This is a genomic window from Gracilibacillus sp. Marseille-QA3620, assembly GCF_054950035.1.
The window spans coordinates 1,730,119-1,750,427 of sequence record NZ_CM143102.1 but is presented as its reverse complement, the minus strand read 5'-3'; the positions used below and the strand labels follow the sequence as shown (position 1 = coordinate 1,750,427).

At 43.2% G+C, this 20,309-nt stretch carries 17 protein-coding genes and 1 riboswitch; of the genes, 8 read left to right on the top strand and 9 right to left on the bottom strand.

What is annotated here, in order from left to right; translation table 11 throughout:
- Nucleotides 1–100 precede the first annotated feature (100 nt).
- Nucleotides 101–1,570 carry an esterase/lipase family protein gene (locus ACY8DX_RS08885; protein ID WP_462406601.1) on the top strand — a complete coding sequence of 490 codons (1,470 nt, stop codon included), beginning with the start codon at nucleotides 101–103 and terminating at the stop codon, nucleotides 1,568–1,570.
- Nucleotides 1,571–1,663: 93 nt separating this feature from the next.
- Nucleotides 1,664–2,098, top strand: coding sequence for a YkvA family protein (locus tag ACY8DX_RS08880; RefSeq protein ID WP_462406600.1), 435 nt, complete (start codon nucleotides 1,664–1,666; stop codon nucleotides 2,096–2,098).
- A gap of 248 nt (nucleotides 2,099–2,346) precedes the next feature.
- Here ACY8DX_RS08880 and ACY8DX_RS08875 read toward each other — a convergent pair whose 3' ends face one another.
- Nucleotides 2,347–2,649, bottom strand: a complete 303-nt coding sequence (locus tag ACY8DX_RS08875) for a hypothetical protein (protein WP_462406599.1) — start codon at nucleotides 2,647–2,649, stop codon at nucleotides 2,347–2,349.
- 385 nt (nucleotides 2,650–3,034) lie between these two features.
- Between ACY8DX_RS08875 and selD the strand changes: the two genes are divergently transcribed.
- Together selD and mnmH are read left to right on the top strand one after the other, a co-directional pair.
- Nucleotides 3,035–4,084 (top strand): selenide, water dikinase SelD, encoded by a 1,050-nt coding sequence (selD, locus tag ACY8DX_RS08870; RefSeq protein ID WP_462406598.1) that lies wholly within the window; start codon nucleotides 3,035–3,037, stop codon nucleotides 4,082–4,084.
- A gap of 122 nt (nucleotides 4,085–4,206) precedes the next feature.
- Nucleotides 4,207–5,238: a tRNA 2-selenouridine(34) synthase MnmH gene (gene mnmH, locus ACY8DX_RS08865; RefSeq protein ID WP_462406597.1), complete on the top strand. Its 1,032-nt coding sequence runs from the start codon at nucleotides 4,207–4,209 to the stop codon at nucleotides 5,236–5,238.
- A 280-nt stretch (nucleotides 5,239–5,518) separates the two neighbouring features.
- Here mnmH and mutL read toward each other — a convergent pair whose 3' ends face one another.
- The 5 genes from mutL to ACY8DX_RS08840 all read right to left on the bottom strand — a co-directional run bounded on the left by mutL (nucleotide 5,519) and on the right by ACY8DX_RS08840 (nucleotide 11,942).
- Entirely contained in the window at nucleotides 5,519–7,435 is a 1,917-nt protein-coding gene (gene mutL / locus ACY8DX_RS08860; RefSeq protein WP_462406596.1) for a DNA mismatch repair endonuclease MutL, read from the bottom strand.
- 26 nt (nucleotides 7,436–7,461) lie between these two features.
- A complete protein-coding gene (gene mutS, locus ACY8DX_RS08855) occupies nucleotides 7,462–10,068 on the bottom strand; it encodes a DNA mismatch repair protein MutS (RefSeq protein WP_462406916.1) in 2,607 nt (868 codons plus the stop codon).
- Nucleotides 10,069–10,270: 202 nt separating this feature from the next.
- Nucleotides 10,271–10,882: an outer spore coat protein CotE gene (gene cotE, locus ACY8DX_RS08850; RefSeq protein WP_082197125.1), complete on the bottom strand. Its 612-nt coding sequence runs from the start codon at nucleotides 10,880–10,882 to the stop codon at nucleotides 10,271–10,273.
- A 272-nt stretch (nucleotides 10,883–11,154) separates the two neighbouring features.
- Complete coding sequence (locus tag ACY8DX_RS08845; protein ID WP_462406595.1) at nucleotides 11,155–11,586, bottom strand: DUF4395 domain-containing protein; 432 nt, start codon at nucleotides 11,584–11,586, stop codon at nucleotides 11,155–11,157.
- Nucleotides 11,587–11,699: 113 nt separating this feature from the next.
- Nucleotides 11,700–11,942: a hypothetical protein gene (locus tag ACY8DX_RS08840; protein ID WP_049671206.1), complete on the bottom strand. Its 243-nt coding sequence runs from the start codon at nucleotides 11,940–11,942 to the stop codon at nucleotides 11,700–11,702.
- A gap of 255 nt (nucleotides 11,943–12,197) precedes the next feature.
- Here ACY8DX_RS08840 and katA point away from each other — a divergent pair, with 255 nt between their 5' ends.
- Nucleotides 12,198–13,646 (top strand): catalase KatA, encoded by a 1,449-nt coding sequence (katA, locus tag ACY8DX_RS08835; protein WP_462406594.1) that lies wholly within the window; start codon nucleotides 12,198–12,200, stop codon nucleotides 13,644–13,646.
- A 466-nt stretch (nucleotides 13,647–14,112) separates the two neighbouring features.
- Here katA and ACY8DX_RS08830 read toward each other — a convergent pair whose 3' ends face one another.
- The 3 genes from ACY8DX_RS08830 to ACY8DX_RS08820 all read right to left on the bottom strand — a co-directional run bounded on the left by ACY8DX_RS08830 (nucleotide 14,113) and on the right by ACY8DX_RS08820 (nucleotide 17,278).
- Nucleotides 14,113–14,286 carry a hypothetical protein gene (locus ACY8DX_RS08830; protein WP_439802407.1) on the bottom strand — a complete coding sequence of 58 codons (174 nt, stop codon included), beginning with the start codon at nucleotides 14,284–14,286 and terminating at the stop codon, nucleotides 14,113–14,115.
- Between the two features lie 196 nt (nucleotides 14,287–14,482).
- Entirely contained in the window at nucleotides 14,483–16,498 is a 2,016-nt protein-coding gene (locus tag ACY8DX_RS08825; protein WP_462406593.1) for a penicillin-binding transpeptidase domain-containing protein, read from the bottom strand.
- A gap of 102 nt (nucleotides 16,499–16,600) precedes the next feature.
- On the bottom strand, nucleotides 16,601–17,278 hold the full coding sequence (locus tag ACY8DX_RS08820; protein ID WP_439802405.1) for an HAD family hydrolase: 678 nt from the start codon (nucleotides 17,276–17,278) through the stop codon (nucleotides 16,601–16,603).
- Nucleotides 17,279–17,574: 296 nt separating this feature from the next.
- Here ACY8DX_RS08820 and ACY8DX_RS08815 point away from each other — a divergent pair, with 296 nt between their 5' ends.
- The 3 genes from ACY8DX_RS08815 (at nucleotide 17,575) to thiW (ending at nucleotide 19,994) form a co-directional block, all read left to right on the top strand.
- Complete coding sequence (locus ACY8DX_RS08815; RefSeq protein WP_462406592.1) at nucleotides 17,575–18,372, top strand: 5'-methylthioadenosine/adenosylhomocysteine nucleosidase; 798 nt, start codon at nucleotides 17,575–17,577, stop codon at nucleotides 18,370–18,372.
- Nucleotides 18,373–18,547: 175 nt separating this feature from the next.
- A riboswitch (TPP riboswitch) is annotated at nucleotides 18,548–18,636 on the top strand.
- A 131-nt stretch (nucleotides 18,637–18,767) separates the two neighbouring features.
- The gene (tenA, locus tag ACY8DX_RS08810) at nucleotides 18,768–19,442 is read left to right on the top strand and encodes a thiaminase II (RefSeq protein ID WP_462406591.1); all 675 of its coding nucleotides are present in this window, start codon (nucleotides 18,768–18,770) and stop codon (nucleotides 19,440–19,442) included.
- A 48-nt stretch (nucleotides 19,443–19,490) separates the two neighbouring features.
- Entirely contained in the window at nucleotides 19,491–19,994 is a 504-nt protein-coding gene (thiW, locus tag ACY8DX_RS08805; protein WP_439802402.1) for an energy coupling factor transporter S component ThiW, read from the top strand.
- Nucleotides 19,995–20,309 lie beyond the last annotated feature (315 nt).

The following is a 20,309-nucleotide window of genomic DNA, read 5'->3' as shown; positions in this document are numbered from 1 at the left end:
ATATACCAGCCGATTGAAGAAATTTTATCATCGCTGGGACTGAGGACCGTTGCCCATATCCTTGAACTTTGTTACCTTTTCAAACATAGAGCTGTTAATTATGCGAAAGGGAGTGATTGTCATTGATTCACAGGCTGTTCCAGGAAAGTGGTTTCTAGGTAAAGCTCCAGACGTCCGCACCCCGTCTTACCCGCCAATTGTTTTTGTTCAAGGAAGAAACAGTTCAGCCAGCAGCTGGAATGAAGAAACGATCTACCACGGTTTAAATGATATGGAAAGAATCGCATGTTTGGCCGGGTATCAATCCGTTTTCGTCGAGCTCTATGATTCTGAAGGCAAAGGATCACGCAGTCAATGGGATAACGGAAAGTTACTTTCTACTATATTAAAAGAGATTTCAACCTATTTTGGGCAAAAGCTTAATATCATTGCCCATAGCAAGGGCGGAATTGATGTGCAAGCAGCTCTCATTCACTATGACGCCTATCCATACACCGGCCGAGTCCTAAGCTTATCTGCTCCACATAAAGGATCTCATTTAGCTGACTTATCCTACAGCTGGTATGCCTCCTGGCTTGCCGAATTGCTCGGCCAAAAGGATGATGGCACGTTTTCCCTCCAAACAGGGGAAATGACCCATTTCCGCTCCCTGACCGATCAAAACAAAAACATCGATAAAAACACCTATTTCACTGCAGCCGGAGCTAGCCGCGGTCCTGCCTTTTCAAGCTTATCCTTAGGCGGAGCCTACCTATCCTCCTACGGGGAGAACGACGGCCTCGTAAATGTGTGGAGCACGGTGCTTCCATACGGAAAACATTTATTCACAGATCAAAGCCTTGATCATGACAGCATCCGAATTGGGTCGCGCTTCTTCTCAAAAGCAGAGCCTTTCTTAAAAAGCACAGAACCTTCCTCTATTCTAACAAAAGGACCCATTCCAGAAGAATCCCTTGAAACGGAAGCGAACCATATCATACGCGGCGGACCGCTGCCTGCCGGACAGTTTGTCAAGCTCTCCTTTTCGATCGAAAAAGAAGCGGAAGTTACCCTTTTTACGATGAGCGCTGACAAAGAAACCAAAGTGACCCTTCGCTCCCCCTCCGGCACGATTATTCCAGCACAAAAACCTATTGCCCTGCTGGAGAAATCGTATTTCGGAGGTGCATGGCTTCATCCTTTTGAACTGGACCATGCAGAGCCGGGTACTTGGGAGCTTTCCTTGCAATCCCCCAAGAATGACGCATTCCTATTTATCGGTAACATCCACCTGCCAAGCCCAGTACAAATCATCCTGCCCGCCTTGACAATCATGAACTCAAAGAAAAAACTCCTATTCAGGAGCCAATCAAGTAAGAAAGCTATTTACAGCTGCCAATGGAGAATGATTGACCGAAGCGGCACCCTCATCCATGAATTTACCACTAAAGCCCAAGGGGCAGCACAGCACCCTCTCCCTTCCATCACAAAGGAAGGGACCTATAATATTACCGTAGATATCGAAGGAACAACCGAGCAGGGTACGCCTTTCACAAGGACAACCGTCCTTTCTATCTATCTTACACCATAGAAGGTTCAACCCATCCAATTCTGGGTAGGATTAATTGTAACCACCCCATATTTCCATTAAAATAAAAGGAAGTAAACTATTGGAGGAACCACTATGACGGAAGAAACAAAAGAAACAAAGGAACCTTTCTCATTAGGAAAATATATCGAAAGAGCCAAATCAATCTTAGGAAATACTGAGAAATCAAGTGAACTGCTAGACGATGCAAACAAAAAATCATCGAAGAATCGCAGCTCTCTCGATGGCGTATGGGAGCCGCTACAGCTCCTCTTCAGCATGTTCCGCTCCTATGCCAAAGGAGAGTATACAGAAATACCCACCCGCTCCATCCTGGCCATCATCGCAGCTATTCTTTACTTCGTGACACCGATTGATGTTATACCAGACTTCATCTTTGGGCTTGGATTTGCCGATGATGCTGCCGTTATCGCCTTTACGGCAAAGCAGGTGAAAGATGATTTAGAGAAATATAAGCTTTGGAGTGAAAAACAGGAGAACACGATTGAAACACCAGAGGAGATTAAATAAAAAATCGAATACACATCAATGATGACTATTGATGATTAAATAGCCACCTCCAGATAGGAAGTGGCTTTTCCTTGTACTCAACTAGCGACTCGATTTCTTTAATCAGAAGTCAAAACAGTACCTTTAGCAGTATGGAATCACACAATGTGAATAATTTATAGAGAAATGTTCATGACCACCTGGTTTACACCTTTTCTAGTTAGCTGCTTTACTCTTGTATTGCCTTTCTACGTGAATGACAATAAGGATTAATTTTCACCTAATAAATCTAAGCTCCCTTTTTTCAGTTCTTTAAAATCTTCTAACCTTCTAGGAATATTCGTTACTCCGTGATATTTTTCATAGAACTCTTCCCACGCTTTTCCATCCAATCGATAATATCGTTCCAGAACATCGATATAAACAAACAACGCCTGTTCCATTATTATATCGGATAGCTCATACTCATTTGGTAATTCCATATCCAATCTTTCACATAACAATCTTTGAATTCTTTTTGCGTAATTCAACTGCCCTTCACATACATTTAGGCTCTCATATTCCTCTTCCATGCTCACAATAGCTTAATTCCTTTCCTCAATCAATTCACTGCATTATTGTAAATATTATTAACCATCTTCAGATTATTGACAATATCCTAATTGATTTTATGAAAATTCATAATCTATTTCATTCACTTCCGACACTTTTAGTTGAAGTTACAAACCAATACCCAAAGATTATGAAACCTTTGGCATAAAAAATAGTGTTCTTGATGGGACAGAGTTAGGTGAAGCAGATTTTCTTTACTCCTCCTCCGCAGGAATGACTATTCTTTCGCAAAACCGAAATTCACGCTTTTCTTACTTCCGGAAAAGCGCGACACTTTCGAATTTCTAGTTTATTTGCACTATAATAGAAAGGTATCTAAATTAACAATGGAAAGGTTGGCGTCTTATGACACAGTCTGAAACGATAAAACTAACAGCTCTATCTTCAAAAGGAGGATGCGGGTGCAAAATTGGACCCTCTGATTTAGCCCAAGTCATCCGGATGCTGCCTCCCGCTGTCCCTAATCCAAACGTGTTAGTCGGACTAGAAACAAGTGATGATGCAGGTGTATATCGTTTAACGGATGATTTAGCTATTGTACAAACGCTTGATTTCTTTACTCCAATTGTCGATGATCCTTATTCGTTTGGGCAAATTGCCGCAGCAAATGCGATTAGCGATATTTATGCCATGGGCGGAAAACCAATAACCGCTTTAAATATCGTTGCATTTCCTATCTCTTCGCTAGACAAAAGTATATTAGCCGATATTTTAAGAGGGGCTGCCGATAAGCTTGCCGAAGCAGGTGTTGCCCTTATTGGCGGGCATTCGATTGATGATAAGGAGCCGAAATTCGGTTTAGCTGTGACCGGTATGGTCCACCCTGAAAAAGTACGGGCCAATAGCCATGCGAAACCAGGAGACAAATTAATTTTAACGAAACCAATCGGTGTGGGCATTTTAAGCTCTGCTATTAAAAATGGACTTTTACAAGAGGATGAAATCCACCGCGTCACAAAAGTGATGGCGACATTAAATAAAGTAGCTGCTGAAGTAATGGAGCCTTTTGAGATTCATGCATGTACAGATGTGACCGGGTTCGGTCTGTTAGGTCACGCTTCAGAAATGGCCAAAGGAAGCAATGTCGGAATACGCATCAATAAAGTCGATGTCCCTGTGCTTCCAAGGGTTAGAGAGATAGCGGAATTAGGCATCATTCCTGGGGGGACAAAAAATAATTACGCCCACTTGCAAGGCGTTGTTACATTCCCTGAAGAAATGGATCAAATCGACCAATGGATTCTATGCGACGCTGTTACAAGCGGAGGGCTTTTAATTTCTGCAGCTGAAGAAGAAGCTGACAAATTGTTGACAGAATTACGGAACGAAGGTGTGGAAGCAAGCCTGATTGGGGAAGTGATTGCTGAACATCAAGGAAAAATCGAAGTGAAATAATGTTCATTTCGTATTGACTGAGCATTAATTCTCCCTTCAAAATTTCGAGAATGAACACAAGGAATCAAATTGGGGAGAAAAACACCGGAAAAATTTCATCCTAGAAAGGGGATTCGTTCTAATTGTTTCAAGATCTAGCTATTACCGAATTAATAGAATCCGAAAAGTTTAACAAAATCACTTGGATTGATGTGCGATCCCCATCAGAATTTAAAGAAGCTACTATACCGGGCGCTAAAAATATCCCTGTATTCACTGATGATGAGCGTGCTGAAATCGGCACAATTTATAAGCAGGTAAGTGTCGAGGCAGCGAAAGAACGAGGTCTGGAAATCTTCTCAGCCAAACTTCCGGCATTTATCAAAGCGGTCAAAGAACTTGAGGGTGAGAAAGTCATATTTTGTTGGAGAGGCGGCATGAGAAGTAAAACGGCGGCTACGGTCGTCGATTTAATGGGGATATCCATTAACCGGCTTGCAGGCGGCATCCGAGCTTATCGTGAATACGTGACAGGACAGCTGAAAAATATGGCATATAAGCCTAACGCCCTTGTTCTGAATGGTTATACAGGTTCCGGCAAAACGAAAATATTACGCAGCTTGCAAAGCGATGGTTATCCTGTTCTGGACCTTGAAAAAATGGCCAATCACCGAGGCTCTGCCTTCGGACAAATCGGCATGGTAGCCAATAATCAAAGAATGTTCGAAGCACTGCTCTTTAATGGATTGTATGAAACGAAAGAATCACCTTACGTCCTTTTTGAAGCCGAAAGCAAACGCATCGGGAAAGCGGTTCTTCCACCATTTCTTCTTGAGAAAAAAGGCAGCGGTACGCATATTTTTCTGAGCATACCGATGGAGGAACGTGTAAAAACGATTCTAGAAGATTATCATCCCGCAGAACATAAAAATGAATGTGAGGCAGCCTTTCAAAAGATAAAAAGACGCATTCATACGCCAATCGCTGCCGATATCGAGAAACATCTGGCAGAAGGTGAATTCTCTCAAGCCGTTCATTTATTGCTCGAATATTATTATGATCCATTATATAAGCATTCTGCTGAGCTATATGCAGCCGAGAAAACCATTCATATTAAAGCAGACAATGTATCAGAAGCGACAGAACAAATTCGGGCATTACTACAGAGGCAGTAATAAAAGAACGAGCAGGAAGCTAAGCTTTCTGCTCGTTTATTCATTTTCCGTCTTAGAATCTACTTAGTAAAATTCGAATTCGCCACCTGTACAAAGAGAAGCTGGTGGCGAATTCAACTGCATCCTCAGAACCATGGTTACAATCTTTATGAACCATAACCAGTCAGCCAGAAGCAGGATCACCACAAGGAAGCCTATATAGAACCGAACATAAACATCCATAAATAAAAAAGATGATCCCTGTTTTCATTCAGAGATCATCTTCCTAAAAACCATCCTCTTACATAACCCTCTTAAACATCTTTTCCAGCTCATATATCGAGTAGTGGATAATGATTGGGCGTCCGTGCGGGCATGTGAATGGGTCATTCGTATGCCGCAGCTCATCAAGCAAGGCGGTTATCTCATCATTGCGCAAATGGCGGTTAGCCTTAATGGAGCCTTTACAGCTCATCATAATGGCTGCTTCTTCGCGCAGCTTTTTGATATCTACCTTTTTCAGCGTCAGTACTTGATGGATCATTTCGTCGATGATTTGCTCCTCCATCCCAGCTGGGAACCAGGTTGGGTGGGAACGGACGATATAGCTGTTTTGGCCGAACGGCTCAAGGAATACTCCAACCGCCTCAAGCTCACTTTTATTCTCCTCCAGCTTGATGAAATCATCTGTTGAGTATTCAAGTGTGAGCGGAACGAGCATGTCCTGCAGCTCCTTATTAACCTCTCCGACCTTTTCCTTAAAGAATTCATATTTAATCCGTTCCTGGGCAGCATGCTGATCAATCATGTACAAGCCTTGATCATTCTGGGCAAGGATGTAGGTGCCATGCAGCTGGCCAATTGGATAGAGCGGCGGAATCCGGCTTTCCCGCTCCACTTTCGGCTGTGCCTGTTGAGTCGGCTCATCCTGCTCGATTTCTGCTGATTCGTCCGTATGACTCACCTCTTGTTCAGGCTCCTCATCCTGCCAAACGGGTGGCTCTTCAGCGTGTGCAGGCTGTTCTGGGATAGGTGCCATGTGTTCTGTTGGCTCCTTAGCTGTTTCAGGCGGCTCATAGATTACCGAGAATCCATCCGTACCTGATGGGATAGCTGGAGGAGTCGGAACGACAGGCTGTTTCTCAGGTGACGGTCTTTCCATAAACGTGAATTGCGCTTGTTCAGATTTCGGCTTTTCTTCACGCTTTACCGGCGCACCGCTTGGGATGAGCGTTTCCTTCTTAAAGGTTTGTTTAATTGCGTCCCGAATGAGCTCCATCAATTCTTGCTCCTTGCTGAAACGAACCTCCATTTTCGATGGATGGACATTGACATCAACCAGGAGCGGGTCCATTTCAATATTCAAGAGAACAATCGGATAGCGCCCAATCGGCAATAATGTATGATAGCCTTCAAGGATGGCCTTAGCAATCACGAAATTCTTAATAAAGCGCCCATTCACGAGAATGGTCATATAATTGCGCGAGGCACGTGTCATCTCGGGTGAACCGGCATAGCCCTTAATAGAGAAATCAAGAGTGGACGCCTCAAATGGCAGCATCTTCTGAGCGGTCTGCATCCCATAAATGCCTGCGAGCACTTGGAGCGGGTTTTTATTCCCCGAGGTTTGCAGCAAGACTCGGTCATTATGAACGAGCTTAAAGGAAATGTCCGGATGTGACAAGGACAGTCTGTTTACCACATCCGTGATATTCCCGAGCTCGGTATGCACGCTTTTGACGTACTTCAGTCTAGCAGGTGTATTAAAGAAGAGCTCACTGACCACAATATCCGTCCCCTTACGGCTTGAATACGATTCCTTCGTGACCAGCTTTCCGCCTTCTAGATAGACTCTCGTGCCGGGACCTTCCCCGGTTGATGTTTTCAGCTCAAACTTTGAGACAGAGGCAATGGAAGGAAGAGCCTCTCCTCTGAACCCTAACGTCCGGATTCGGAAGAGGTCGTTCTCATCCTTGATTTTACTTGTTGCATGGCGGTGGAAGGCATTGACGGCATCGTCCTCTTCCATTCCTTCGCCATTATCGATAATCCGGATTGATTGCAAGCCGGCCTCCTCGACATAGATCTCGATGACCGTACTGTTAGCATCGATAGCATTTTCAACCAATTCCTTCACGACCGAGGATGGCCGTTCGACCACTTCCCCGGCTGCAATCTTGTTGGACAATAAATCATCTAACAGCACTATCTTTCCCATTTGGCCTGCTCCTTTCCGTTCATGTATTATTTCAATTTCTTCTGCAGCGCATAGAGGGCATTCAACGCTTCAAGCGGTGTCATTTCCAAGACGGATAATGACTTCAATTCCTCAATGGCCTTCTGTTCTTTTCCTTTTAACGGTTTCTTCGTTTCCTTTTCATCCGCCGCACCAAAGAAGGATAGCTGCGCTTGTTCAGCCGCTGCTTCCTCACGTGCTGGAGTTTGGACCTCCGCTGTTTTCACCTCAGGCGCTTTCTTCTTCCCATCCTCAAGAACGGTTAGGATCTCCTTCGCCCTTGTAATAACCGCCTGCGGCATTTCTGCCAGCTGAGCCACGTGAATACCGTAGCTACGGTCTGCCGGCCCATCAACTACCTTATGCAGGAAGATGACTTTGCCGTTTTGCTCAACCGCTCGAACGTGAACATTCTTCAGGTTATCCAGCTTATCGGCAAGCACGGTCATTTCATGGTAGTGCGTCGAGAAGAGAGTCGCTGCCCCAATATGATTATGGATGTATTCAATGATGGACTGTGCAAGCGCCATTCCATCATAGGTGGATGTGCCGCGTCCAATCTCGTCAAATAAAAGCAGGCTTCGCTCTGTCGCATTCGTAATCGCATGATTGGCCTCTAGCATCTCGACCATGAACGTACTTTGGCCGGAAATCAAATCATCGGCTGCACCAATACGCGTGAATACTTGGTCAAAAATCGGCAAAACGGCTTTATCTGCCGGAACAAAGCAGCCGATTTGCGCCATGATGGATGTTAAGGCAATTTGGCGCATATACGTACTCTTACCGGCCATATTCGGTCCAGTAATCAGGAGTATCTCATTATGCTTGTCCATTTTGCAATCATTCGGCACATATTCCTGTGTTTTAAGAACTTTTTCGACCACCGGATGGCGTCCATTCTCAATTATCATTGTCTTATCATGCGAGAAGGTTGGCCTCACATAATGCTGGCGCTCACTAATCGTGGAGAAGCATTGCAGGCAATCCAGCTCACTGATTTCTTGAGCCAGCTGCTGCAAACGCGGAATATATTCCTTAATATGATCTCTTAGCTCACAGAAGAGGTCATACTCAAGTCCCGTGCTTTTCTCTTCTGCCTCAAGGATGATTGTTTCCTTCTCCTTCAGCTCAGGAGTGATATAACGCTCTGCATTGGCCAATGTTTGCTTGCGGTCATAGCGGTCATCATGGAGGAGATGAAGATTCGCTTTTGTAATTTCAATATAATAACCGAATACTCGATTATAGCCGACCTTCAAGGAACGAATGCCAGTCCGCTCTCGCTCCTGCTGCTCAAGCTGAGCAATCCATGTCTTTCCGTTCTTTGATGCATCACGGTAGCGGTCAAGATCTTCATTATATCCTTCGCGAATAATGCCGCCTTCTTTAATGGAGATAGGCGGGCTTTCATGAAGAGCACGCTCAAGGATGTCCGTCACTTCCTCACAAGGGTCCATTCTGGCAGCGATTGTCTGCGCTGCCTCATTCGGCAGACGGCCCATGACATCAATGATGGCGGGAACCTGCTGCAAGGAACGCTTCAGCTGTAAAAGGTCACGGGCATTCACATTCCCATACGAAACTCGACCTGTCAATCGTTCCAGATCATAGACTTCATGAAGCAGCTCCCGCAATTCCTCGCGCTCGAAGAATCGATCCATGAAGGTTTCCACCATGGATAGGCGTGCTTCTATTTCTGTTTCATTGATAAGCGGCCGCTCAATCCATTGCTTTAGTCTTCTTCCGCCCATGGCCGTCTTTGTCTCATCCAGAAGCCAAAGAAGAGAACCCTTCTTCCCTTTCGAGCGAATGGTTTCCGTCAGCTCGAGATTTCGCTTGGAGAAATAATCAATCTTTAAATATTGTTCTGATCGGTAATGCTCAGCTGCCTGGATATGATCGAGGCTGCGTTTTTGCGTGCGCTCTATATAATTGAAGAGACGAGCCAGCGTCTCAGGCAGTCCGTCCTGTTTAACGTCTGCCAGCAAGGCAGCGAATGGCTCCTTTATCTCTTGATCTGCTTCATAGGAAATCGCAGAAATCCCGCGTTCCTTTAATTGAACTTCCCTTTCAGCGCCTAAGTCCGGTGCGACAACGACCTCACGAGATCCAATGACCGATACCTCATTCAAGACTTCCTTGAAGTCAGCAAAATGCGTAACCCGGTTTTCGCCGGTTGTTAAATCAAGATAGCCGACCCCATATCCTCCTGGAATTTCGGAAATAGAGGCAAGGTAATTATTTTCCTTATCAGACAGACCTTTGCCCTCCATCATCGTTCCCGGAGTAACGAGCTGCACAACCTCACGTTTTACAACGCCCTTTGCTGCTTTAGGGTCTTCTGTTTGCTCACAAATGGCCACCTTATAACCGCGGTCCACTAGCGTTTCAATATAAGACTGTGCCGAGTGATACGGGACCCCGCACATCGGAATTTTCTGGTCTCCGCCCCCATTCTTGGCGGTAAGAGTAATTTCCAATTCCTTTGAGGCTGTCATCGCATCCTCGAAAAACATTTCATAAAAATCACCAAGACGGAAAAACAAAAACGCGTCCTGGTAATCGGCTTTTATCCGTAAATATTGCTGTATCATCGGCGTGTATGCAGCCACTTCCATTTTCCCAAAACCTTTCTTTTCCTTCTTTATCTAAAGCTCTGTCCCAGGCAGATCGTCTAAAGCTTCATGCGCCTGAGTTCAGAGAGGAGTTATCATAAAATATTATAACATAGCACTCAAGTACATCCGCCGAAAAAAGTTGCCTGTCTCATCCATAAGATTCCATAAAAAAACTAGAGAGTTCCCTCTCTAGTGCTCAGTCCCTATTATCTTTTACTGGTCTTTTTCGAGGGGGCATTCCGCCGCTTGACTCTTCGTGTTCAGAGGAGGATGATTCTTCATCATGAAGGAAATTCGGATTAATATCCTCTAATTCTTCATCATCCACATCAAATTCCCAGCTTTCTTCGTCGCTCGATACATTTTCCAGGATAGCTACGGATAATTTGGTTTCCCCGATTATTTCAACCAGGAACTCGCGTTCAACATGAACCGCAATTTTCTCTCCGCAAGGGGATATCAAGCATTCAATGCAATTCGGCTGCTGCACAACCTTTGCGATGACTTCATTGTCATCATAAACGGTCTGGTCCCTGTATTTCAGCTTGATAACATCTTTATAGGGAACCTTCTCCGTTTTTACCTCTGTTTTGGTATTTTTGCAATATGAATACCAGATGTTGACATCATAGTACCCTGCAATTTCTACTTTCTTGCCAATCTTCTTGGCTTCATACGTATGATTAATGATCCAGCAGCCCAGAATGCTGGTTGGGCCATTTTCAGGACAAATCGTATGATTGGCCTTCGTAAACTTTCGTCCCTTTGCCACTACTGCCTTTGCAATGATATCTCTATATTGTGACATACAAGGTTACCCTCCTCAAACATTTTCAATTCATCCTATGCGTGATATACGTCCAGTGTGCGTCCTCAAATATTAGTCAACTAGGAATGCATGGTACAGTTTATGAGTCGCAGAAGGAATGGTGACCTCTTGAACTAAAAAGGAACAAGTCTTCACATTATATGTAGCCTTTCATCGATTCTTTCTCTAAAAAGCAGGTTCAGCGAACCCTTTAACCAAAAAGAAAAGACAAACCCGTCATAGAGGCTTGCCTGAAGTAGCCAATAATTGAATTACGCCTTTTTAATGGAGCGTTTATACCTATACTGCTTCCATTGAAAACGGATGAAGCAGCCAATGCAAAATCCGAGAATGGCGATAAAGGAAGCAGCCGCAACCATCATTGTAAATACATAGGCAACCGCGTTCCAGCCTGCATAAAAGCTGATCAAGCCGCCGCTTAAGCATATGACCGCAATCGTTTGATTGAATTGCTGCTGATCCCATTCCTCCGGGATATATTCTGAAGTTTTTTTGCGCAAGAATAATCTTCCCGCTCTCATAATCGGATTAAAATTAAATACCAGACCCATTAAGCCCGCGATAAGCGGAATGGCTAATATCTCATGGATTCCCGTCACCCATGTCAGCACAACACTCAAAAAGATAAACCATTGATTCAAACGTACTAACGGCCGCGGAATCGTTCGAACTTGCTCAGCCATTAAATCACACCTCTCCAATATGTTTTATGTGTTTAATAAATATTTTATCTTATCTATATGCAATTGGAAAGATTTTCATCTGAATGATATAATGAACATACACTTTGAATGAATCATTGGTGTAAGGAGAAATAAATCAAATAACCAAGAATTTGATATGTCCTTTTAGAGACAGATGTTTCAATCAATGCACCAAATCTCTTCAATATATTGACTGCCTCATCTTGTTTGACCCCATGGATTTCAGCTACGATTGGCATGTCATCCGAGGTGCCTGACCGATGGGTAACATATCCTCCTTCAACAGACATTTGTCTTGAGATCACACTTAATAGCTTTCTTTCCCTTTCTAACATGTTTCATTTCACCCTTTTGACACTGATCTTACCTGATGTTTTTCATCTCCCATAAGCATACTAGCAAAATCCTCATTTCTATCTTCCAATTTTGTTAGACAGGGGCAACAAAATTGTCCCTTGTTTAAACCTCATCCTCCACCGCCTAATAATTTCCTAGTTTATAATAATTTTAATTAAATAGATGTTTTTAATTGATAATCTAAATAAAAATTAATATAATAGGTTTATCCTAAACAAGAGGTGATATGGAAAATGAGCAAAAAATTAACAACTAGCTGGGGCGCTCCTGTTGGAGATAACCAAAACTCCATCACAGCAGGCAGACGCGGACCTACGCTAATCCAAGATGTGCATCTATTAGAAAAATTGGCACACTTTAACCGTGAAAGAGTACCTGAACGTGTTGTTCACGCAAAAGGCGGCGGCGCTCATGGTTACTTTGAAGTAACAAATGATGTGACACAATACACGAAAGCGGCTTTCCTATCTGAAGTCGGTAAGAAAACACCATTATTCATCCGTTTCTCTACAGTAGCCGGAGAACTAGGTGCAGCTGACACCTTGCGTGACCCGCGTGGATTTGCCGTTAAATTGTACACTGAAGAAGGAAACTACGATATCGTTGGTAACAACACGCCAGTATTCTTCATTCGTGACGCGATCAAATTCCCAGATTTCATACATACGCAAAAGCGTGATCCAAAAACCCACTTGAAAAACCCAAATGCCGTTTGGGATTTCTGGAGCCTGTCTCCTGAGTCCTTGCACCAAGTAACCATTCTTATGTCTGACCGTGGTATCCCGGCAACATGGCGCCATATGCATGGTTTCGGAAGCCATACATTCAAATGGACAAACGCTGAAGGTCAAGGCGTATGGATCAAGTATCACTGGAAATCCGAGCAAGGCATCAAGAACCTATCTTCTGAATTGGCAGCAGAGCTAGCTGGTACGAACCCTGACTACCATATCGAAGATCTTCATAATGCAATCGAAGCTGGAGACTATCCATCTTGGAAGCTATGTGTCCAAATCATGCCGCTTGAAGATGCAAACACATACCGCTTCGATCCATTCGATGTAACAAAAGTATGGTCTCAAAAAGACTATCCATTAATCGAAGTAGGCCGCATGGTTCTTAACAAAAACCCTGAAAACTACTTCGCTGAAGTAGAACAAGCAACATTCTCCCCTGGTAACCTAGTACCTGGCGTAGATGTATCACCAGATAAATTATTGCAAGGCCGTTTGTTCGCCTATGCGGATGCTCACCGCTACCGTGTTGGTGCGAACCATAACCACTTGCCAATCAACCGCCCTGCTGTTGAAGTGAACAACCACCAACGCGATGGTCAAATGAACCCAACATCCAATGGCGGGGGCTCTGTATACTATGAGCCAAACAGCTTTGGCGGACCATACGAGTCCAAGCAAGACCAGCAAGCTGCCTATGAAGTCGAAGGCTATGCTGCAAGCACACCTTACGACAACGATGACTTCTACACTCAAGCAGGCGATCTTTACCGCTTATTGAGCAGCGAAGAACGCGCGAACCTTGTCAACAACATTGTTGGAGCTATGAAAGGCGTAACGATTCCTGAAATCATTGAACGTCAAATCCAGCACTTCTACAAAGCAGACCCAGAATACGGTACACTTGTAGCCGCTGGTCTTGGAATTAACATTCCAGAAGAAGTTTAATAGAACTGTAAGCAACTAAATTTAACAAATTCTATTCTCATTTGCAAAACTATATTCTCAATTATTAGGAGATACTTTTCGACAAAGTATCTCCCTTTTTTTGTTCATTTTCTCGATTAAACAGGCAGATTATCAATAAGGGGCTGTTTAGCAGTATTGTTTGTTAATTTTGAAAATAAAAATATTATGTAAATTAACTTAGGAATGGCTTTCATTTTATACAGCCTGCTTGGGCAGCTGTTAATCTTACTAATATATTCAGATGTTCAGCCTTTTATAAGTAAAATTTCGAATACTCCTCAATCACATGAATCCACCAACTGTTATCATTTATAGATGATACTGATTTTCAAAGCGAACCTGCTCATTTCCAGCATAAAAAAAAGAGCTGATCAATCAGCTCCCGATCGTAGAGAAAAGCACCCGTTCTCAAATAGCTCTATATAAAGAAACCTCTGATTACTTTTCAAGCGATGAAATGTTGAAAAATCTGGACGGTTAAGATGGTTGTTAACAAGCAGCCGAAGGAAGTGAAGACGATGGTTTTTCTATTGTCTTGCTTTTCTTCAGGCTTCATTAATTCATTCATTTGGATGACCCATATGGCCATCGTGATAAGGGCAAGAAATCCAATAGACAAAGCATGTACCTCCTTTTCCCCCTTTTGCAGGAAAGCTGCACTGCCTCAATTGTAACATTTTGTTATTTTCAGGTAAATCCTAGTTGAACGAATCTGCCTAGCTAGACCCAGTTATTCAAGTCAGCTCTATCTTCCGCTCTCCTATGCCTCCCATAAAAAAACACCAGCTATCCTGACAGCTGGTGTTTTATCTTATTCAATTCCGTCCTTCTGCTTCCCAGTTCTCGAATGTTTGCAGGACCATTTTCTGAACAGCCTTGCCTCCACCTTCATCTTGGACATTCTCCACTAGGATGGACATGACGGCGTTAGGATTATTTTGGTCATAGGCGACAAAGAGGCCATTTTCCTGTCCCTTTTCATCCTGACTTTTCTTTAATTCTGCTGTACCGGTCTTTCCTGCTAAAGCAAACTGATCCGACTTGGCTGCCGTTGCGGTTCCATCTGTGACGACCTTGCGCATATCCTTCTTCAGCAAAGCGGCATTGTCGCTTGAGGTGATGGATTCCTTCCAAACAGCTGCTTCTGTTGTCTCAAATAATCGCGGCTTCATAAGTGTACCATCTTGAACGATACCGCCATAAAGGGAAGCAAGATGAACAAGGCTCATGAGTACTTCTCCTTGGCCGTACCCGGTATCTGCGAGTAGCTTACTGCTCGTCAGTTTCCCATCATTGGAAATTTGAGAGGCCCTTATCGGGTATTCAAGCGGGAACTTTTCCTCTCCTACTCCCAAATCCTTCAAACCACTTATTAATTTATCTTCCCCAATGGCTAGAGCTGTCTGGGCGAAATAAATATTATCAGAGTACTGGAGAGCCGCTTCTAAATCAACAGGGCGCTTTGGATCGGTCACGCGCGTAATGGAAGCATTTCCCCACTCCTCTCCCTTGGACCATTTCAGCCCGGAGATATCGATTGTTTTATTCGGATCAAGTGTTCCAGCATTAAGGCCTATCATGGCAATGAGCGGCTTTATGGATGACCCTGGTGAGAAGGTCGCTGCAAAACGATTCAATAGAGGCTGCTTTGCATTTTCCTCTAGTTTCTTATAATTCTCGGCACTCATACCTAAGATGAAATCATTTGGGTCAAAGGATGGAGAGCTAACTAAGGCAAGTACATCTCCTGTTTCAGGCTGGACAGCTGAGAACGTACCGGCAACACCTTTCATATTCGTATAGGCTGTCTTCTGCAGGTCAGCATCAACCATTAATGTGACGCTTTGACCATCCTCAGGCTCTGTTTCTGCGATTACGGCCGGTTCTTCGCGGTCAATATAGATGGTATAGCCATCCTTGCCCCGGAGCTGCTCCTCCAATAATTCCTCGAGTCCACGCTTCCCAATGACACTGCTCGCTGAATATCCCTTATCCTTATGCTTCTCAAGCTCTTCGGCAGTGATTGTCCCAACATAACCGGTCAAATGGGCAGCACTTTCCTTATAAGGGTATTCACGAACGGCCGTTTCACTGAACTGAACTCCGTCAATTGCATTAAGCTGTTCGATTCGTTCCTTATCATCCTTGGCAATCTTTTGGATTGGCACAAATAGAGATGGTTCTACCCAGCTTTGATTTAATTGCTTATCAATGTATTCTGTCGTATTATCTAGAATTTTTGCAACTTCTGCCTTCTTCGTATCATCGAATTGCTCTGGTACGATTCCAACCTGCTGGGCAGTCCCGTTTATGGCAAGACCCTTTCCATTTCGGTCAAAAATTTCTCCCCTTTGCGCTTTCCTAGATTTAATGCCAATTTTCTCGTCCTTTTGTAAATCTGGTAAGATGAAGGTTGTATCCCAATTGATATACCAATTCTCTTCCTCATCACGTGTCTCTTTCTTTAATTCAACATCCTTATCAAACTCAATTTCTCCTGCAATGGAGTTCATTTTCACCTTTATCGGAAGTGTGACCTGTTCCTTGTCCTCACGATCCTGCTCCCCTTCAAATGCGGTCTCCACCTTTAAATCGGTTATGCCAAGATCACTGTAAACCTTTTCGTAACGGTCGATGAAGTCTTCACTTTTGTAGGATTCTTTTGTGGAAGCCGAAAGATAATCTGTATACATTTCTTCAAAGTCCTGCTTGTTCCACAATTTCACATAGTCATTCAGCCGGCTTTCTGGCTGAACAGAGTCATCGCTGCACCCGACTGATATGAATAGTAATATAAATAAAAAGCTTGCTAGAATACTTTTTTTGCCCAAAGATTCTGCCTCCTTCCAATCACTATCATTATTATAGCAAATGAGGCGTTATTAACCGACACAAAAAACTCCTTATCCATTTGGACAAGGAGTTTTTAAGCTTCAATGAATCTTTTTTTCTTTTTTAGCCTGCTGATGACCTTCGATATACTGACAAAAATCGGAGATAGAAGTGAACGTATAATCCGGTTCGGTTTTAAAATCAGATGTTTGAACCGTACTGAACCATTGGGCTGCCGCCGTCTTCACACCTGCAGCTGCTCCGGCAGCCATATCCGACTCGCTGTCACCGACGAATAAGACCTCTGAAGGCTTGTTTTGGAGAAGCTTCATACACTTCTCAACCCCCTCCTTATCCGGTTTCGGGTTCTTTACATCATCACCCGCAATGGTAACGTCGAAGTAATCATATATCCCTAATGCTTCAAGCGAAAAGGTTAGGGATCTTCTGCTCTTACCTGTTACAATCCCAAGATTGAGATCCATCTCCTTGAATTGCTCAAGCATCTCCTGGATTTTCTCCAGACCCTCAAATTCTCGGTCATGCCCTTTTTCATATTGCTCATAAAAATCCTCAATGGCTTGGTTCAGCTTATCCTTATGTTCTAGATGCTTTCTCAGCATCTCATCCTCAATCGGACCAAAATACTGTACGATGTCCTCATCCGTCATTTCTTTTCCGTCGTATTTCTTGAATACATATCGAAATGCATCAAATGCTGCCGGCAGGGTATCTGCAATCGTTCCATCAAAATCAAATAATATGGTTTTTAACTCCATCCCGCATCTTCCTCTCCTATATATCTCTATTCCTTTTATACCCAACCATGCTTCTTCCTAATACGGTTGATTGCTAAATAAACTTCGGGGCTTGATTAGTTTGATGGCACGAACCCAACGTTCGGATTTCAATCCCATTAAGATGTTATCCCCTTTATTTTTTAAACCAAAATGCCATATATACGAACAATAATAAAAAATTTTAAATAAACATATGTTTTATTTATTGACAAGTGTTTATATATAAATATAATGATAGTGTTGTATTATTTATTTCGGTATTGGAGGATTTATTTATGAAAAAAACATTGGCGGTCATCTTGTCTTCCTTTGTATTAATGGCAGGCTGCAGCGCGAACAATGAAGGAAATCAAGCAGAGGAAGTAAAGCCAATCGGCATTATCGGAGCCATGGATTCTGAGGTCACTAGCCTCCAATCGGAATTGGCAAATGCTGAAGTGAAGGAAATAGCGGGTCTCGAATTCCATACTGGAGAATTAAACGACCGAGATGTTGTTATCGTCAAATCAGGAGTTGGGAAAGTTAACGCTGCCCTTTGTGCCCAAATCTTGATTGATGAGTTTAATGTTGATACATTAATCAATACAGGTGTGGCAGGCGGATTATACAGCGAATTAGAGGTAGGAGATATCGTCGTATCCAATCAAGCGGTACAGCATGATATGGATATCACCGCTTTCGGCCATGAGAAAGGATATATTTCTGATATGTCTGAGGATGGAAAGGCAACCTATTTCCAAACAGATAAAGAGCTTGCAGAAAAAACTCAAGCTATCGCTAATGAGGTTATGGAGGATAACAAGGCCTATATCGGCACAATCGCTTCAGGTGACATATTTGTAAGCGACCAAGCCTTGAAGGAAGAATTGATTGAGTCTTTTGATGCGTATGCAGCTGAAATGGAAGGAGCGGCCATTGCTCATGTAGCAAGTGTTAATCAGATTCCTGTAACTATTATCCGCGCCATTTCTGACCTTGCCAACGGCGAAGCAGATGTCACATACGAGGAATTCGAAAAGAAAGCGGCTGAGAATTCCGCCGAGATTGTTCGTAATCTTGTAAAAGGACTATAAAAGTTTAAAACGATGAAGCCGCCTGCTGGATATACCAGAGGTGGTTTTTCGTTTCCCTATAACACTCTCGTTTTTTCCTAATAATGGTTGTTTCCATCCAATAATATGTTAAGCTATAAGAAATAAGGTTAGATGTTTGAGAGAAGATATTTCTCTCCTGTTCTGCCTTCATATTCGCACTTACTAGGGGCGCCAATCGGCTGAGATGAACCCTTTGAACCTGATCTAGTTAATACTAGCGGAGGGAAGTAGGAATGATTTCGACGACTACTATTTCGATCGTTATTAGCCACTTCCCGTATAGGGAGGTGGTTTTTATTTTGTTTATTTCTGTTGCTATTCACTAGCTGCTTTGCCGAAGAGAATCAGCTCTATCTATTAAAGGAGGATATGAAATGACGACATTCACGGAAAGACTGTATCAAAATGTACAACCGATTTGGGAACGAAATCATCGTCATCCATTCGTGCAAGGATTAGGGAAAGGTACTTTAGAGAAGGAGAAGTTCGTTCATTATTTAAAACAGGATTATGTGTATTTAATCGATTATGCAAAATTATTTGCCATCGGTGCCATCAAAGCGCACAACCTGAAAACGATGAATACGTTCGCTGCTATCTTACATGACACTTTGCATGTCGAAATGGAATTGCATCGGCAATATGCAGAAAGCTTCGGAATCAGCCGGCATGAGCTGGAGTCAACCAAAGCAACCCCCACTAATGTAGCGTATACAAGCTATATGCTGAATATCGCTCAAAATGGCAGCTTAGCTGATGTAGTCGCCTGCTTATTACCATGTGCCTGGGATTATTGGGAAATCGGAAAATTACTCAGAAAACAATATGGAGACGAGCTCACCTCCAACCCTTATGCCAATTGGATTGAAACCTATGACTCTATCGAGTTTGCTGAAGGTACGAAATCGCTCATTCAACTGATGGATGAACTGGCAGAAGGAAAACCGGAGCGTGAACTAGCTAAGCTTGAGGAATATTTTCAGGTAACATCCAAATATGAATATTTGTTTTGGGAAATGAATGACAAACAGCTGGATTGGCCCATTTAAGCGTCGAAATCAAGCTAATTCATAGACAGATAGGAGAGTGAAACCTTAATGTCCACGATTACCAAATTGACCATGACCGCTTTACTAACGGCGATCACAACTATAACAAGCAGCCTGATTTACATCCCTATCGGCTTTGCCAAGATCTTTCCCATACAGCATCTCGTTAATTTACTTTCAGCTGTCCTTCTTGGCCCAGCCTATGCGGTTATGCAGGCATTCCTTTCTTCCACAATCAGAAATATCACAGGAACAGGCAGCGTGTTTGCCTATCCAGGCAGCATGATTGGCGCCTTCTTAGCCGCTATTCTTTACAGCAAAACAAAGAAAATCGGGCTCGCAGCCACAGGAGAAGTAATCGGCACAGGACTTCTAGGAGCCATGGCGACCTACCCCATTGCCGTTCTTTTCTTTGGAAAAGAAGCAACATTATTTGGACTCATCCCTGCCTTCACCATCAGTTCCGTCACAGGAGCAGTCATGGGATATGGATTATTGAAGATCTTGATCAGGAACCGAGTTTTACTGCCAAATGAACAAAAGATAAGATAAATAAACAGCCCAATCAGGGTATAGAAGCTCAGTTTCCATCATTTACAATTATCCCCTTTACTGATGTTATAATTTACTCATACTCTATTTCTTAAGGGGGATAATAGAGCTTTTTATCAGCATCAGCAAAAGCTTTTCTACAATTCGGTGCGATTTCAGTCGTCATTATTCTAGTCCTTATCCTAGGAGGATTCTATCTATTTAAGAGTTTTCAAAAGGGGAAAAGTGGCGTATAAGTTCTTTTAGAACATAGCCAAAACCTTCTTCCACAGTGATTCTCAATTGCCCCCGTGTTTACTGCTGCAGAGCAATATA

What these genes read in the sequence shown, in the direction of transcription:
- ACY8DX_RS08885 (WP_462406601.1), top strand. Translation starts at nt 101, where the DNA reads ATGCGAAAGGGAGTGATTGTCATTGATTCACAGGCTGTTCCAGGAAAG.
- ACY8DX_RS08880 (WP_462406600.1), top strand. Translation starts at nt 1,664, where the DNA reads ATGACGGAAGAAACAAAAGAAACAAAGGAACCTTTCTCATTAGGAAAA.
- ACY8DX_RS08875 (WP_462406599.1), bottom strand. Translation starts at nt 2,649, where the DNA reads ATGGAAGAGGAATATGAGAGCCTAAATGTATGTGAAGGGCAGTTGAAT.
- selD (WP_462406598.1), top strand. Translation starts at nt 3,035, where the DNA reads ATGACACAGTCTGAAACGATAAAACTAACAGCTCTATCTTCAAAAGGA.
- mutL (WP_462406596.1), bottom strand. Translation starts at nt 7,435, where the DNA reads ATGGGAAAGATAGTGCTGTTAGATGATTTATTGTCCAACAAGATTGCA.
- cotE (WP_082197125.1), bottom strand. Translation starts at nt 10,882, where the DNA reads ATGTCACAATATAGAGATATCATTGCAAAGGCAGTAGTGGCAAAGGGA.
- ACY8DX_RS08845 (WP_462406595.1), bottom strand. Translation starts at nt 11,586, where the DNA reads ATGGCTGAGCAAGTTCGAACGATTCCGCGGCCGTTAGTACGTTTGAAT.
- ACY8DX_RS08840 (WP_049671206.1), bottom strand. Translation starts at nt 11,942, where the DNA reads ATGTTAGAAAGGGAAAGAAAGCTATTAAGTGTGATCTCAAGACAAATG.
- katA (WP_462406594.1), top strand. Translation starts at nt 12,198, where the DNA reads ATGAGCAAAAAATTAACAACTAGCTGGGGCGCTCCTGTTGGAGATAAC.
- ACY8DX_RS08820 (WP_439802405.1), bottom strand. Translation starts at nt 17,278, where the DNA reads ATGGAGTTAAAAACCATATTATTTGATTTTGATGGAACGATTGCAGAT.
- ACY8DX_RS08815 (WP_462406592.1), top strand. Translation starts at nt 17,575, where the DNA reads ATGAAAAAAACATTGGCGGTCATCTTGTCTTCCTTTGTATTAATGGCA.
- tenA (WP_462406591.1), top strand. Translation starts at nt 18,768, where the DNA reads ATGACGACATTCACGGAAAGACTGTATCAAAATGTACAACCGATTTGG.
- thiW (WP_439802402.1), top strand. Translation starts at nt 19,491, where the DNA reads ATGTCCACGATTACCAAATTGACCATGACCGCTTTACTAACGGCGATC.